8 protein-coding genes are annotated in these 14,778 nt (G+C 64.9%); 7 read left to right on the top strand and 1 reads right to left on the bottom strand.

Features of this window, described 5'->3' with window-relative positions:
* Positions 1–179: 179 nt before the first annotated feature.
* From G394_RS18770 to G394_RS0110140, 7 genes are all read left to right on the top strand, one after another.
* Positions 180–833: a tetratricopeptide repeat protein gene (locus G394_RS18770; protein ID WP_051307100.1), complete on the top strand. Its 654-nt coding sequence runs from the start codon at positions 180–182 to the stop codon at positions 831–833.
* An 82-nt stretch (positions 834–915) separates the two neighbouring features.
* The gene (locus G394_RS0110165) at positions 916–2,484 is read left to right on the top strand and encodes a sigma-54-dependent Fis family transcriptional regulator (protein ID WP_028577557.1); all 1,569 of its coding nucleotides are present in this window, start codon (positions 916–918) and stop codon (positions 2,482–2,484) included.
* A 64-nt stretch (positions 2,485–2,548) separates the two neighbouring features.
* Positions 2,549–3,856, top strand: coding sequence for a sensor histidine kinase (locus G394_RS18765; protein WP_043775451.1), 1,308 nt, complete (start codon positions 2,549–2,551; stop codon positions 3,854–3,856).
* Positions 3,857–3,881: 25 nt separating this feature from the next.
* Positions 3,882–5,294 carry a response regulator gene (locus G394_RS18760; protein WP_051307099.1) on the top strand — a complete coding sequence of 471 codons (1,413 nt, stop codon included), beginning with the start codon at positions 3,882–3,884 and terminating at the stop codon, positions 5,292–5,294.
* A 193-nt stretch (positions 5,295–5,487) separates the two neighbouring features.
* Positions 5,488–6,936 (top strand): UTP--glucose-1-phosphate uridylyltransferase, encoded by a 1,449-nt coding sequence (locus tag G394_RS0110150; RefSeq protein ID WP_043775447.1) that lies wholly within the window; start codon positions 5,488–5,490, stop codon positions 6,934–6,936.
* Complete coding sequence (locus G394_RS0110145) at positions 6,929–9,472, top strand: diguanylate cyclase domain-containing protein (protein WP_043775443.1); 2,544 nt, start codon at positions 6,929–6,931, stop codon at positions 9,470–9,472. Before G394_RS0110150 ends, G394_RS0110145 begins: the two co-directional genes overlap by 8 nt.
* Positions 9,473–9,721: 249 nt before the next feature.
* Entirely contained in the window at positions 9,722–11,446 is a 1,725-nt protein-coding gene (locus G394_RS0110140; RefSeq protein ID WP_028577554.1) for a methyl-accepting chemotaxis protein, read from the top strand.
* 97 nt (positions 11,447–11,543) lie between these two features.
* On the opposite strand, the gene G394_RS20195 is transcribed toward G394_RS0110140, so the two are convergent.
* On the bottom strand, positions 11,544–14,672 hold the full coding sequence (locus G394_RS20195) for an EAL domain-containing protein (protein ID WP_051307098.1): 3,129 nt from the start codon (positions 14,670–14,672) through the stop codon (positions 11,544–11,546).
* Between the last annotated feature and the right edge of the window lie 106 nt (positions 14,673–14,778).

Here is a 14,778-nt window from a genome sequence, read left to right as displayed (position 1 = left end):
ACTATACCAAGGCCGTCCGCCAGGCAAGAAACGGTCGGGGCGCAGTCCCCCTTTTCGCCAAAAACTCATTGATCTCAATATATTTTTTCCCGCAGCATTCCCTTTGACCTTTTTTCTGATTCCGCATACACAGGCAGAGCTTTTACAATAATGGCAATTTGAAATTTAAGGAGCCTTCCATGGACGAACGCACCCCCCATCTCGATATCCTCAAGACCATCGAACAGGAAATGGACTCGGACATCCATCCCCTGCTGAAAAAGATCCTCGACAATATCAAGCCCATCGGCATCGCCGTCGGCGGCATCGTGGCCGCCGTGGCCGTGTACACAGGGGTCACCTCCTACCAGTCTTCCCAGCACGAGAAGGCCGTGAGCCAGCTCGGCTCCATCATGGTCCTGGACGACCAGGCCGCGCGCGCCGAGAAGCTCCAGTCCTTCGTCCAGACCGGTCCCGCAAGCCTGCGGCCTGCTGCCCAGCTCGAACTGGCCCGGATCTTCATGGACGCAGGCGACTACGACAAGGCCGCCGCCGCCTGGAAGGCCCTGGCCCCGAGCGCGAACATGAAGACCGTGACCGGGCTCGGCGAAGCCAAGGCCCTGGTCTTCAAGGGCGACTACGCCGGCGCCGTGACCATCCTGTCCGCCCTGAAGAAGGACGCCGGCGAGGAGTTCGCCGGGGCCATCTCCGCCAATCTGGCCTTCGCCGCGGAAAAGGCCGGGCAGTCCGACCTGGCCATCGCCGAATACGAGGCCCTGAAGACCAAGGACAGCGGGAACGACGCCTTCCTCGACTACAAGATCGGCAAGCTCAAGGCCAAGACCCAGGGCTAGAGACCGATGCACGGCCCGCCGCCGCAACCGCGCGGCGGCCGGCTTCGCCCGCACCAACTTCGGGATATCGGACGCAATCCTCATGACAACCGACGATTTTCTGCACTATCTGCAGACCCTGCACGCCACGGTGCAGCAGCTCGACCCCCTGAGCCCCCTCCAGTCGAGCCTGGACAGCCTGCTGTCCATGACGGCCGAGGCCATGAAGTACAAGCGCATGGCCCTGGCCATCTTCGACCCCAAGACCAATACCATCCGCTTCGACCTGACGTACGGGCACAAGGGGCCGGTCAAGGCCACCTACACGCCCGGCCAGGGCGTCACGGGGCAGGTCCTGGGCAGCGGCAAGCCCATCATCGTCGAGGCCATGGAGCGTGACGAGCGGTTCCTGAACAAGGCCATGGGGCGTTCCCCCAAGGAACTGGCCGAGCTGTCCTTCATCTGCGTGCCCATTTCGCGCATCAACGCCGACGGCTTGACCGAGGCCCTGGGCGTGCTGAGCGCCGACATCCCCTGCCAGCCCCTGGACGTCCTGCGCATGCACTGCGCCTTTCTGGAGGTGCTGGCCGCGGTCATCGCCCGCCAGACCGCCTACCTGCAGGAGAACATGGCCCAGAAGGAGCTGTGGGCCTCCATGGGTTTCCTGGGCGAGACCATGGACCGCGAGAAGGCTCTCATGCAGGCCAAGATCGTGGCCACCTCCAAGGCCATGGCCTTCGTCATGGGGCAGATCATGCAGGTCGCGTCCAGCAAGGCCTCGGTTTTGCTTCGCGGCGAATCCGGCACTGGCAAGGAGTTGCTGGCCGAGGCCATCCACAACGCCAGCTCCCGCCGCACCAAGCCCCTGGTGCGCCTGAACTGCGCCGCCCTGCCCTCGGAACTGCTGGAGAGCGAACTCTTCGGCCATGAACGCGGGGCTTTCACCGGCGCCGTGGGCACCAAGAAGGGCCGCTTCGAGTTGGCCCACACGGGCACCCTCTTCCTCGACGAGATCGGCGAACTGAGCGCCGAGGCCCAGGCCAAGCTGCTGCGCGCCCTGCAGGAGGGCGAGATCCAGCGCCTGGGCAGCGAAAAGAGCATCAAGGTCGACGTGCGCATCATCTGCGCCACGCACCAGCCCCTGGAGAACCTCATCCAGTCGGGCCGCTTCCGCGAGGACCTCTACTACCGCATCAACGTCTTCCCCATCTTCATTCCGCCCCTGCGCGAGCGCCGGGAGGACATCCTGCCTCTGGCCGAGTACTTCCTGGAGTTCTTCTCCAAGGAATACGCCAAGAACATCAAGCGCATCTCCATGCCGGCCATCGACCTCCTGACCCAGTACCAGTGGCCGGGCAACGTGCGCGAACTGCGCAACTGCATGGAGCGCGCGGCGCTGATCTGCAACGAGGAGGCCATCCGCACCTACCATCTGCCCCCGACCCTGCAGACGGCCGAGAGTTCGGCCACGGACAACCAGCTGTCCTTCGGCGAGGCCGTGGGCAAGTTCGAACAGGAGATCCTCGTGGAGGCCCTGCAGAAGTGCGGTGGCAACATGCTGCAGGTGGCCCGGGAGCTGCGCGCCAGCTACCGGATCATCAACTACAAGATCAAGAAATACAACCTCGACCCGAAAAAGTACGACGTGCGGGGCAAAACGCGCAAACCCTGATTGCGGGAGGCCTGCGCCTGGGCTATGCTGACGACGTTCGGCCCAGCCCGGCAAGGAGTGTTCCATGCAGCCCGCGCCGCCAAAACGCGCCCACATCCGCACCAGAATCCTCGAACGTCTCGCCCGCCGCAAGGATGAGGGGCTTCCTGCGGACAGGCTCACGGCGCTGAACATCTTCTTCGAACTGGGCCTGGAATTCGAATCCCTGCGCGACTTCAAGTCCCTCTGCGTGCTCGTTCCCGACATCTGCCTGGGAACGCCCGCCTCCCTGTACATGCGCGGCCCCAAAGGGGACCTGCGCCTGCGCCGGACCACCAGCGCCCAGGGATCAAAGGTGTTCAGCCTGCCCGACCCGCCGTGCCCCCAGTCTCCGGGCATCGTCCGTACTGACGGGGCCACCATCGTGACCATCTGCGACGCCGAACAGGAGCCGACGCTGCTCGGCGCCCTGTCCCTGCACCGCGAAGTGCCGCCGGACGAGGATGCGTTCTGGCTGGAGTACGCGCGCGGGGCCGCCCGCGTCATGGCCGTCAAGCTGACGGCCGTGAGCAACCGCAAGCGCCTCACCTTCATCAACAACCTGGTTCGTGACATCGGGCACAACGTCATCGTGCCCAATATCCAGTTCAAGCTTCTTTTCCTGCAGCTGGAACGCCAGCTGACCCAACTGCAGCACAGGATCGACGGGCTCGCCCCGCCCAGGCGCGACGCCCCGGACCGCGACGCGCGTCTCGAACTGCCCGTCCTGGCCCGGGACCTGCTGGCCCTGCAGAAGACCATCTCCAGACGCTTCCAGCATTCGAGCCTGTTCCTGGAAAGCCTGCTGCGGCGCAGCCATTTCGAGAAAGGCGGCTACGACCTCCTCCTCAAGCCGTGCCGTTTCAAGAGCCAGATCTTCGAACCCCAGATCGAGCGCTTCCTGTCCATGTTCCGCGCCCAAGGCATCCGCATCGAGGTCGCCCCGGACGTGCGCATTGACGAGGACGTCGTGCTGCAGGCGGACCTGGGGCTCTTTTCCCAGGTCTTTGCCAACCTGCTGGCCAACGCCATCAAGTACACCAGGCCAGCCGGCCAGGACGGCGGGACCGGCGAGAAGCTCATGCGCTACGGATGGGAGACCGTGCCGGACTCCTTCGGTCAGGGCAGGGAAGGGGTCCGCGTCTTCGTGGCCACCACGGGTCCCGAGATTCCCCCCGAGGAGCAGGCCCGCCTCTTCGACGAGGGGTTCCGGTCGGCGGAGACGGACAGCGTGGACGGAAGCGGCCACGGCCTGTCCTTCGTCAAGCAGATCGTCGAACTCCACCGCGGCCGGGTCGGCTACGCCTACGAAGCGCCCATGAACATCTTTTCCATCATCATGCCCCGCGCATAGGGCGCCGGACGGCAGAGGCTTGAACATGGTCGATTCCATACTGATCATCGAGGACGAGGCGACCTTCCGCGAGGCGCTGCGCCATTTCCTGCAGGACGCCGGCTTCGCCGTATGCGAGGCGGCGCAGGCCCACCAGGCCCTGGAGCTTTTCGAACTGGGGCCTGCGGACTTGGTCCTGCTGGACCTCGGCATCCCCGGCGGCGACGGCCTCGAACTGCTCTCGGCCATGAAAAGGCTCCGCCCGGCCACGCCCGTCATCATCGTCTCGGGCCGGACGCACATCGACGCGGCCATCGAAGCCTTCAAGGCTGGCGCCTGGGACTACGTCACCAAGCCCATCGCCAGCATGGACGTCTTTCTCAACGCCGTGCGCAACTGCCTGGCCCAGGCCCGACTCACGCAACGGGTGCAGGACAGCCAGGAGCACCTTTTCCGTCTCGTGCAGAACCTGCCGGTCATCATCTTCAGCATCAACCGCAACCGGGAGTTCGAGTTCCTGAACCGCGCCACCCTGGACATCCTCGGCTACACGCCCGAAGAGATACAGCAGGAGCCCATGGCCTTCCTGAAGCGCATCGCGCCTGCGGACCGAAGGAAGTTCACGGCCGGCCTGAAGAACGGTTTCAAAGCCAACGCCACGGAGTTCCGGCTGGATTTCCGATTTCTGCACAAAAAGGGGTACGAAATCGAGCTGCGCATCCAGTCCATACCCAGCCCGCACCGCGGGGACGACGCCCCGGACCGCATGGAGGGCATGATCCAGGACGTGACCCGCAATGCCTACATGGATAAGGTGCTCATTCAGAACGAGCGTCTGAACATGCTGCGCAGCATGACCGAAGAGGTGGCTCACGAGATCCGCAACCCCCTCGTCTCCCTGGGCGGCTTCGCCCGGCAGCTGCGGGCCAGGTACCCCGATGCCCGCGAGACCGAGGTCATCATGGACGAATGCAACCGTCTCGAACGCCTGGTGCAACGCGTCAACGCCTACCTCGAACCCCTGGCCGTGACTCTGACGCGCTGCTCCGTGCCCGCAACCCTCGACTTCGTCATGCGCCTGCTGTCCATCCGCCTGGAGCACAAGTCCATCGCCTGCAGAAACGAGATCGACGACGATCTGCCGCCCGTCCTGGCGGACCAGGAGTTCCTGCACCGCATCTTCATCTATCTCCTCGGCCATGGTGCCGACGTCGTGGCCGAGTCGGGCTCCATCCACATCACGGCGTCCGCGGCCGCAGGCCTGCTCCACGTGACCCTGACCATGAGCCCCGTCGGGGACGCGGCCGTGGACGAATACCGCCTGTTCATGCCCTTCGAGGACGAGGAGGTGAACCTGGCCATGTGCTCCCGCCTGGTGGAGCGCATAGGCGGCCATCTCCTGCTGACCCGCGCGGAAGGCCGGGCGATCATGACCGTCAGCCTCCCCGTCCACCCCTGACAAAGGCGGGTGGGCTCCCGTCTGGCAGCTTTTTTTGCGCAAACGAAGAAAAATGTTCCACTTTCGTCCTTCGGCCATATGGACGAACCGACTTTGTTGAACTATTTCTGGCACACATCCGCGACCCGAATCGGGATGCTCGCGCACCGGCCCGGACGTGCGCACGCGAAACCTCAATCACCAAGGAAACCTCATGGCAAAGGATATAAGCTGCGTCAGCGTCGACGACCCCAAGCTCTCCACCCTCTTCCGCCCCTTCGCCCTGAAGATGGAACAGCAGGGACTGCCGCCCATCGTCATCAACACCTTCAAGTGCTACTTCAACCAGTTCCTCTACGGCGCCCAAGGCAAGCTCTCGGACCGCGACATCCTGCCCGTCGAGGACGTCGAACTGGCCGATTACGACGCCATGGACCAGTTCAAGGACGTCGGCGAAAAGGCCCTGGAGCAGACCGCGGTCATCAAGCTCAACGGCGGCCTGGGCACGAGCATGGGCCTGGAGTCGGCCAAATCCCTCATCCCGGTCAAGGACGGCCTGAGCTTCCTGGACCTCATCCTCCTGCAGGCCAAGACCGTGCGTGCCCACTACGGCGTGGAGTTCCCGCAGATCTTCATGAACAGCTTCAAGACCCACATGGACACCATGCTCAAGGTCGGGAACTTCAACAACGGCACCACCGGCATCGACTTGGCCTTTCTCCAGCACCGCTACCCAAAGATCATGGCCAAGGACCACTCCCCGGCCTCCTGGCCCCAGAACCCCGAGCTGGAGTGGAACCCCCCCGGCCACGGCGACATCTACACGGCCATGATCACCTCGGGCATTCTCGACGCCCTGCTGGACAAGGGCTACAACTACGCCTTCATCTCCAACTCCGACAACCTCGGGGCCATCATGAACCGCCGGCTGCTCGGCTACATGGTTCACCACAAGCTGCCCTTCCTCATGGAGGTGGCCCGGCGCACGGAGCAGGACAAGAAGGGAGGTCACCTCTGCCGCCTGAAGAAGAACAACCAGCTGGCCCTGCGCGAGGTGGCCCAGTGCCCGGACCAGGAGATGGACTCCTTCGGCGACATCGGCAAGTACCGCTTCTTCAACACCAATTCCATCTGGGTCGACCTGCGCGTGCTGCAGTCGGTCTTCGTGTCCCACCGCATGATGCCGCTGGACCTCATCATCAACCCCAAGACCCTGGACCCGCGCGACCCTGCCTCGCCCAAGGTCTTCCAGCTGGAGACGGCCATGGGCTCGGCCATCACCAACTTCCTGAACGCCCAGGCCGTCATCGTGCCCCGCAAGCGCTTCGCCCCGGTCAAGACCACGAACGACCTGCTGCTGGTCATGTCCGACTGCTTCATCCGCACGGAGCGTGACACCATCGTGCCCAACCCGCTGCGCAAGGACGCCATGCCGGAGGTTTCCCTGGACGGAAAGTTCTTCAAGAAGATCGACGCCTTTCTCGAGCGCTTCCCCCAGACCCCGCCGTCCCTGCTGGATTGCGCGAGCCTGAAGGTCGAAGGGGACGTGCGCTTCGAGGAGGGGGTGCGCTGCGTCGGCGACGTGCGCATCGTCAACAAAGGGCCGGTCCAGGCCGTGGTGCCCGCCGGAAGCGTGCTGCAGGGAGAGACGCTCCTTGGCTGATCCCGGAACGGCCGCCTGGAGCCCCTTTCGCTGCGTGCTGCTGTCCATCCTGGCGGTCGTTTTCCTCGCCCTGTGCCCGCAAGGGGCACAGGGCGCCGGCCAGGTGCTTGTCCTCAATTCCTACCATCCCGGCTACAAGTGGTCCGACGACATCCTGCACGCCCTGGAGACCAGCCTGCATCAGTTCGACCCGGAGCTCGTCATCAGGGTCGAGCACCTGGATACCAAGCGCAACCTCGACCAAACCTACATTGACAGCCTGCCGGACTGTTTGAAGCGCAAATACGCCTTCATGCGTCCGGACCTCGTAGTGGCTGTGGACGAAGCAGCCTTCAAGCTGATGCTGGGGCGCGGCGAGGAAATGTTCGGGAGCGTCCCGACGGTCTTCTGCGGCGTCAACGCCAGCCCCCTGCCGGCCGTGCCGCCCTGGATGACGGGAGTGCGCGAGCACGCGGACCTTCCGGCGACCATCCGTCTCATGCGCAGCCTGAAGCCGAACCTGCGCGAGGTGGCCGTGATCGTGGACCGCACCGACACCGGACAGGCCATCCTCGCGGACCTGCGCACCGTCTTTCCCGCGGATCTCTCCCTCCGGGTCCTCGACGACCTGCCCCTGCCGCAGCTGGCGCGCGAGGTGTCCGGCCTGCGGCCGGAAACGGGCCTGCTTTTCCTGCTCTACTCCAGCGACCGCAACGGCAACGTCTACGAACCCGCAGAGGCCATGGGCGTCGTCTCCAAGGCCAGCCCGACGCCGGTCTTCGGCGCCTGGAACTTCCTCATGGGCCACGGGCTTCTGGGCGGCTACCTGACGAGCGGGTACGCTCAGGGGCGCATCGCCGGAAACCTGGCGGCGCGCATCCTGTCGGGGGAAAGCCCGTCACGGATTCCCGTGGTCGTCGACGATGTCGTCGCTCTCGAAGTCGACGTCCGTGAGATGGCGCGTTTCGGCCTCTCCACCATCCAGTTTCCCGAGGAAACCCGTTTCTTCAACGTCGGGCAGGGAACGCGCCGGGACATTCTGGTCCTGCACTCCTACAATGCGGGCTTCCGCTGGACGGACGACATCCTGCGCGGCATCACGGAAAACCTGGCGAATTTTCCGGGCGGCACGGAACTGCATGTCGAGTACATGGATACCAAACGGCATCCCGAAGCCGAATTCACCTACCTGAACTACCTCCTGCTGCGCGAAAAGTACCGCTTCACAAAATTTTCGGCGGTCCTGACCTCCGACGACAATGCCTTCAACTTCGCCCGTCAGTACCGCAAGGCCCTTTTCCCGGGCGCCCCCATTGTCTTCTGCGGGGTCAACTACCTCGAAAACCCGCCGGCCATGGCCGCCGAGAACATCACCGGGGTGCTCGAATCCTACGACATCGTCGGCACCGTGAAGGCCGCGACGGATCTGGTGCCGGGCGCCCGGCACCTCGTCGTCATCAACGACGCCACGCCCACGGGCCTGGGCAACCTGAAGCGCTTCGAGGAGGTGCGCCCCCTCCTGCCCGAACGGTTGCGGGTGGAAATGCTTCAGAACATGTCCATGACCCGCCTGCTGGAACGGCTGGCATCCCTGCCTCCCGACGCCATCATCCTGCTCATGAGCATGAACCGGGACAAGGACGGCAACACCTTCACCTACGATGAAAGCTGCGCGAAAATCGTCGGAGTCAGCCCCGTGCCGGTCTTCTCCTTCTGGGACTTCTACCTCGGGGCGGGGACCGTGGGCGGCGTCGTGACCAGCGGGTACCATCAGGGGCTGTCGGCCGGCTCCCTGGCCCGGCAAATCCTGTCCGGCAAGAGCGCCCGCGACCTGCCCGTCATCGTGGAAAGCCCCAAAAGCCTCATCTTCGACGCCGGCGTCATGCGGCGCTTCGGCCTGAATCGCCGCCCGCTGCCCCAGGACGCCGTTCTCATCAACGACGACGCGGAATCGGCCCGCTACACCCGGGCCGTCTGGACCATCGTGATCCTCATGGCCATCATCGTCCTGCTCCTGATGGCCTTCCTCGGCTTTTACGGCTGGCAGCGGCGCAAACGCCGCCACCTGGAGCGCACGGTGCGCATCGATCCCCTGACCGGGGCCTTCACGCGCGCAGCCTTCGAGTCGGAGATGCCGCGCACGATCGCCTCGTCCACGGAGCGCGGGGAGCGATTCATGCTCTGCTTCGTGGACGTGGACAAGCTCAAGCACGTCAACGACACCCACGGCCATCTGCACGGGGACACCTACCTCAAGGAGGTTGTGGCCGTCCTGCGCTCCTCGATCCGTTCCAGCGACGAGATCTACCGCGTCGGAGGCGACGAGTTTGTCGTCGTCTTCCCGGGCTGCGGCCAGGTCGAAGCCAATCGGGTCTGGAACCAGGTGGACGAGCGCATCCGGGACATCAACCGCGAGGGACGCCTGCCCTACGCCATGGGCATCACCCATGGCTGCGTGGGCTTTGATCCGCAGTCGCCCCAGGACATGGCTACGCTCCTGCGCCTGGCCGACTTGTCCATGTACGGACGCAAAAACCATCAGGCCGACGCGCCCTGACCAACCGCACCGCCTTCACCCCTTCCGGCCCCGCTCTGGGAACGCCGGCATGTCATACATTTTCTTGTTTTTTTCGGCTGATCGGATATATTGTCAGACAAGCTCCGCTCCAAATCCCGAAGACAGGCTTGAACAGCGTTCAGGCAGTCGAGGCAGGGCTGGCGCAGTGTCCGGAAGACGCGTTTTTCCGCAGGAGCCTTGAACATCGAGAAAGACGAAAACCACGCACCATCCATGAGGAGGCACACCATGGGCATTCGCTTCGGAATCCGCAACCGGCTGTTGTTCCTGACCGGCATCATGCTGCTTTTCATGGGCGCCGTGGTGACCTTCTTCATCTTCCAGGCGCGCGGCACCAAGGAGGACATGATCGCCACCGTGGGTCGCATCATGAACGAGGACGCCCGCGCCAAGATCATGGTCGCCACGAAGAACATGGCCACGAGCATCGGCGCGGCCATCCAGGGCGAGAGCGACAACGACCGGCGCATTGGCATCATCAAGAAGCTCATCGGCGACATCCGCTTCGAAGCGGACAAGTCCGGCTACTTCTTCGTCTACCAGGGCACCGTGTGCCGGGTGCTGCCGCCCAAGCCCGAATCCGAAGGCAAGGACATGGGAGGAAGCAAGGACGTGGGCGGAATCCTTTTCGTCCAGGAGCTGCAGAAGCAGGCCCAGGCCGGGGGAGGTTTCGTCGAGTACGTCTTCGCCAAGCCCAACAAGGGCGACCAGCCCAAGCTCAGCTACGCCGTCATGATCCCCGGCACGGACATGTGGATCGGCACGGGCGTGTACATCGACAACATCGCCGAGGCCCAGGCCGCGGTGGCCGCCGACTTGGAGGCCGCGGCCGCGCGGTCCCTGACCATCGCCCTGTCCTTCATCGGCGCGGGCTTCGCCTTCCTCATCCTGCCCCTGACGATCTTCCTCATCCGCTCCATCATCACCCCGCTGAAACGCATGATCGGGATGCTCAAGGACATCGCCGAGGGCGAGGGCGACCTCACGGCGCGCCTCAAGGACACCTCCGGCACAGAGACCCAGGAGCTGGCCGAATGGTTCAACACCTTCGTCGAGCAGGTCCACGGCATCATCCGCGAGGTGGTCGGCAATTCGAACCAGCTGAACCAGGCCTCCCAGGGCCTGCTCGGACTGGCCACGCAGCTGCGCCGGGCCTCGGGGGACATGACCTCCAAGTCCACCACCGTCGCCGCCGCCACCGAGCAGATGAGCTCGAACATGAACTCCGTGGCCTCGGCCATGGAGGAGTTCTCGACCAACATCTCCACCGTGGCCTCGGCTTCGGAGGAAATGACCGCGACCATCTCCGAGATCTCCCAGAACGCCTCCAAGGCCAAGGAGATCACCGGACACGCCGTGGGCAAGGCCGGCGAGGCCTCACGCCGCGTGAATGAACTGGGCGCGGCCGCCCAGGAAATCGGCAAGGTCACCGAGGCCATCACGGCCATCTCGTCCCAGACCAACCTCCTGGCCCTGAACGCGACCATCGAGGCGGCCAGGGCGGGCGAGGCCGGCCGCGGCTTCGCAGTGGTGGCCAACGAGATCAAGGAGCTGGCCCAGCAGACCGCCAGGGCCACGGAGGAGATCAGGGACAAGATCCAGGGCATTCAGGGCGCCACGGGCGTGACGGTTTCGGAGATTCAGCAGGTCACCCAGGTCATCGACGAGGTCGACGCCATCGTCGGCAGCATCGCCGCGGCCGTGGAGGAGCAGTCCGTGACCACGCGCGACATAGCCGACAACGTCGGACAGGCCGCCCAGGGCGTGCAGGAGGTCAACACCAACGTGTCCCAGGCCGACACCGTGACCCGCGACATCGCCAGGGAAGTGGCCTCCGTCAACGCCGCCTCGGGCGACATCGCCTCTTCGGCCGAAGCCGTGCAGCAAAGCTCCGAGGGTCTGAGCGGCCTGGCCCGCGACCTGAACGCCATGGTCGGAAAGTTCAGAATATAGCGCCCCGGGTGCGTGCGAAAAAACGGGCCCCTGCGAGGACGCGCCGCGTCCTCGCAGGGGCCTTTTCGTTATGCGGCGGATTCGGTCGCGGTGAGATTCAGGACGCCAGGGCCGGCAGCAGCGCGCCGCGGGCCAGGAGCTTTTCGCATTCAGCGGCCGGCACGGGCCGGCTGGCCAGATAGCCCTGCATCGTCATGGGGCCCAGGCCGGCCAGGATGCGGCGCTGGGCCTCGGTCTCCACGCCTTCGGCCACGATGCGCAGGTTGAGGGTCCGGGCCATGGACACGATGGCCGTGACGATGGCCAGGCTGTCCTGGTCCTCGGTGATGTCGCGGATGAAGGAGCGGTCGATCTTGAGCCCGTCGATGGGCAGGCGCTTGAGGTACGACAGGGAGGAGTAGCCCGTCCCGAAGTCGTCGAGGAAGAAGGTCCCGCCTGCCGCCCGCAGGGAATTGAGGGTCGCCTCGGCCTTGGCCACGTCGCCCATGAGCATGGACTCGGTGATCTCGAAATACAGCCTGCCGGGCTGCAGTCCCGTGTCCGCGAGCACCTCGCCCAGGGTCTGGGCCAGCCCGGCCCCCGCAAACTGCCGCGAGGAGATGTTCACGGACATGCTCAGCTCGAATCCGGCGTCCTGCCAGAGCTTGGCCTGGCGGGCCGCCGTGCGCAGGACCCACTCGCCCAGGGGGAGGATCAGGCCCGAATCCTCGGCCAGAGGGATGAACTCGGCCGGGGAGACGAGGGTGTCGCCGTCGCGCCAGCGCACCAGGGCCTCGACCCCGACGATGCGGCCCGTGTCCATGCGCACCAGGGGCTGGTAATGCAGTTCGAAGCGCTCCCCTTCGATGGCCTTGCGCAGCTTCGATTCCAGGGAGATGCGCCGGTGCGCCGCCGCGTCCATTTCGGGCGTGAAGAATTGGTAGTTGTTGCGGCCCAGGTTCTTGGCCCGGTACATGGCCATGTCGGCGTTCTTGATGAGTTTGCCGACCTCGTTCCCGTCGTCCGGGGCGATGGTCACACCCAGGCTGGCCGTGACGAAGAACTCAACGTCGCCGAGGCTGAAGGGCCGGCCCAGGGCCTCCAGGATGCGGGTGGCGATGTGGCTCACGCCTTCGACGGCCTCGATTTCCGGCAGCAGGATGAGGAACTCGTCCCCGCCCAACCTGGCCAAGGTGTCGCCGGCGCGCAGGAGGCCTTCCAGCCGGCGCGAGAGCTCCACCAGCAGGGCGTCGCCGGCCCCGTGGCCGAGGCCGTCGTTGATGTTTTTGAAGTTGTCGAGGTCCAGGAACAGCAGCGCCAGCTTTTCCCCGCTGCGCCCCAGCTGCGCCAGGGCCATGCGCAGCCGGTCGTCCAGCAGCATGCGGTTGGGCAGCCCGGTCAGGGCGTCGTGCTGGGCCTGATATTTGAGGGCGTCCTCCTGGCGCTTGAGCTCCGTGATGTCGTGAAAGATGGACACGTAGTTGGTAGTCAGTCCGGCCTCGTTCCTCACGGCGCTGATGGTCAGCCACTCCGGGTAGGACTCCCCGTTCTTGCGGCGGTTCCAGATTTCCCCGGCCCAATGCCCTTCATGCACCAGTTGGGTCCACATGTGATGGTAGAAATGCTGGGGGTGCCGGTCGGACTTGAGGAGGCGCGGGTTGTGGCCGATGGCCTCCTCGGCCGCGTACCCGGTGATGGTCGTGAATCCGGGGTTGACCTGCACGATCTGCCCCTTGGGGTCCGTGACCACGATGCCTTCGATGGTGTTCTCGAACACCTTGTTGGCCAGCAGGAGCTTTTCCTCGGCGTTCTTGCGGGCCGAGATGTCGCGCACCACGATGAGGTAGAACTCCGGCCTGTCACTATCGGCCCACAGGGCCGAGACGGTGACCATGCCCCAGAACGGGGGGGCATCCCTGCGCACAATGCGGACCTCCAGCGTGGTCTCCATGAGCCGTTCGGCCAGCAGCGTATCCAGGGCGTCTTCAAGCATCCCGAGGTCGCGGGGGCGGACCAGGTCGCGCCAGGTCATGGCGCTCAACTCCCGCGCCGTGCAGCCCGTCAGTTCCCGAAACTTCTCGTTGACCTTGCAGAAGTTTCCCGTCACGCCGTCGATCTGTGCGACGCCCATGCCCGCCATTTCGAAAAAGACCCGGAAACTCCGCTCGCTGGCCGTCAGGGCCGCGGTCTGTTCCTGCACCTTCCGGCCCAGCCTCGCATTGAAGAGGAAAAGAACGCCCGCGATGCTGCTGCCGACGCAGACGGCCGCCAGCAGGACAACCACCGAGACGCGGACCAGCCTCTCCCTTCTGGCCCGCACGTCGTCCTTGAGCTCCGAATAGATGAACCCCGACAGGTCGGCATCCTCCGCGACCAGCCCCAGGCGGGCGTACGCCCCGGCCATCTGTCTCCAGCGCGCGGGGTTCATGTGCCCGATCTCGACGAGGTCGGCCCTGACCAGTTCGCGCATGGCCTCGGCCTCGAAGAGGAGCTGCTCCTTGGGAATGTCCGGCGCGTACCTGGCGTGGATCAGGTCCACCATCTCGCCGGGGTGGGACATGGCGTAGGCCCAGCCGCGCCTGACGGCGCGCAGGAAGCCTTCCACGCCTTCGGGGTCTTCGCTGATGCGCCCTTTGGTCGTGACCAGGCAGTCCCCGTAAAAATCGACGCCGTAGTGGGAGGGCCGCATGATCAGAGGCGCCAGGCCCATGCGCCGCAGCAGATACGGTTCGCTCGTCATGTAGGCGCTCATGGCGTCGACGCGGCCCGCGGCAAGGTCATCCACGCTCCACGTGTGGGGCACGACCTCGAAGGCGTCCGGGTTCATGCCCTCGGCCGCGATCATGGCCGAAACCTCCACGTCGAATTCCGGTTCGAACATGACACGCTTGCCGACCAGATCGTGGGGCATACCGATGCCCGCGCCGCGCACGGCCATGAGCATGTTCGGGGAGTGCTGGAAAATGGCGGCCAGGACCACCAGCGGATCGCCCTTCAAGCGCCGGACAAGGACCGACGGCGATTCCACGGCGAATTCGGCGCGGCCCGAAAGGAGGCTATCAGAAGGTTCGGCGCCGGCAGTGCGCTCCAGGAAGGCGACATCGAGCCCTTCCTCGCGAAAATAGCCTTTCTCCAGGGCGGCGTAATAGCCGGCGAACTGAAATTGATGACGCCACTTGAGCTGCAGCCTGATCTTCGGCGTGGGGGCCGCCCAGACGCCTTCGGGCGACCAGGCGACAAGAGTCATTGCCAGGATTGCGGCCACCGCAGCGACGAAGACGCATTGCGGCAGGCGTGGACGTGTAAGACGAGCCGTATGACAGCGCATGACGTATGCCCTACCAGCAGAAACC

It is taken from the genome of Desulfomicrobium escambiense DSM 10707, assembly GCF_000428825.1.
GTDB classification, from domain to species: domain Bacteria; phylum Desulfobacterota; class Desulfovibrionia; order Desulfovibrionales; family Desulfomicrobiaceae; genus Desulfomicrobium; species Desulfomicrobium escambiense.
The sequence above is the reverse complement of the archived record's forward strand: the minus strand, read 5'-3'. Positions and strand labels throughout refer to the sequence as shown.

What these genes read in the sequence shown, in the direction of transcription:
- G394_RS18770 (WP_051307100.1), top strand. Translation starts at nt 180, where the DNA reads ATGGACGAACGCACCCCCCATCTCGATATCCTCAAGACCATCGAACAG.
- G394_RS0110165 (WP_028577557.1), top strand. Translation starts at nt 916, where the DNA reads ATGACAACCGACGATTTTCTGCACTATCTGCAGACCCTGCACGCCACG.
- G394_RS18765 (WP_043775451.1), top strand. Translation starts at nt 2,549, where the DNA reads ATGCAGCCCGCGCCGCCAAAACGCGCCCACATCCGCACCAGAATCCTC.
- G394_RS18760 (WP_051307099.1), top strand. Translation starts at nt 3,882, where the DNA reads ATGGTCGATTCCATACTGATCATCGAGGACGAGGCGACCTTCCGCGAG.
- G394_RS0110150 (WP_043775447.1), top strand. Translation starts at nt 5,488, where the DNA reads ATGGCAAAGGATATAAGCTGCGTCAGCGTCGACGACCCCAAGCTCTCC.
- G394_RS0110140 (WP_028577554.1), top strand. Translation starts at nt 9,722, where the DNA reads ATGGGCATTCGCTTCGGAATCCGCAACCGGCTGTTGTTCCTGACCGGC.
- G394_RS20195 (WP_051307098.1), bottom strand. Translation starts at nt 14,672, where the DNA reads ATGACTCTTGTCGCCTGGTCGCCCGAAGGCGTCTGGGCGGCCCCCACG.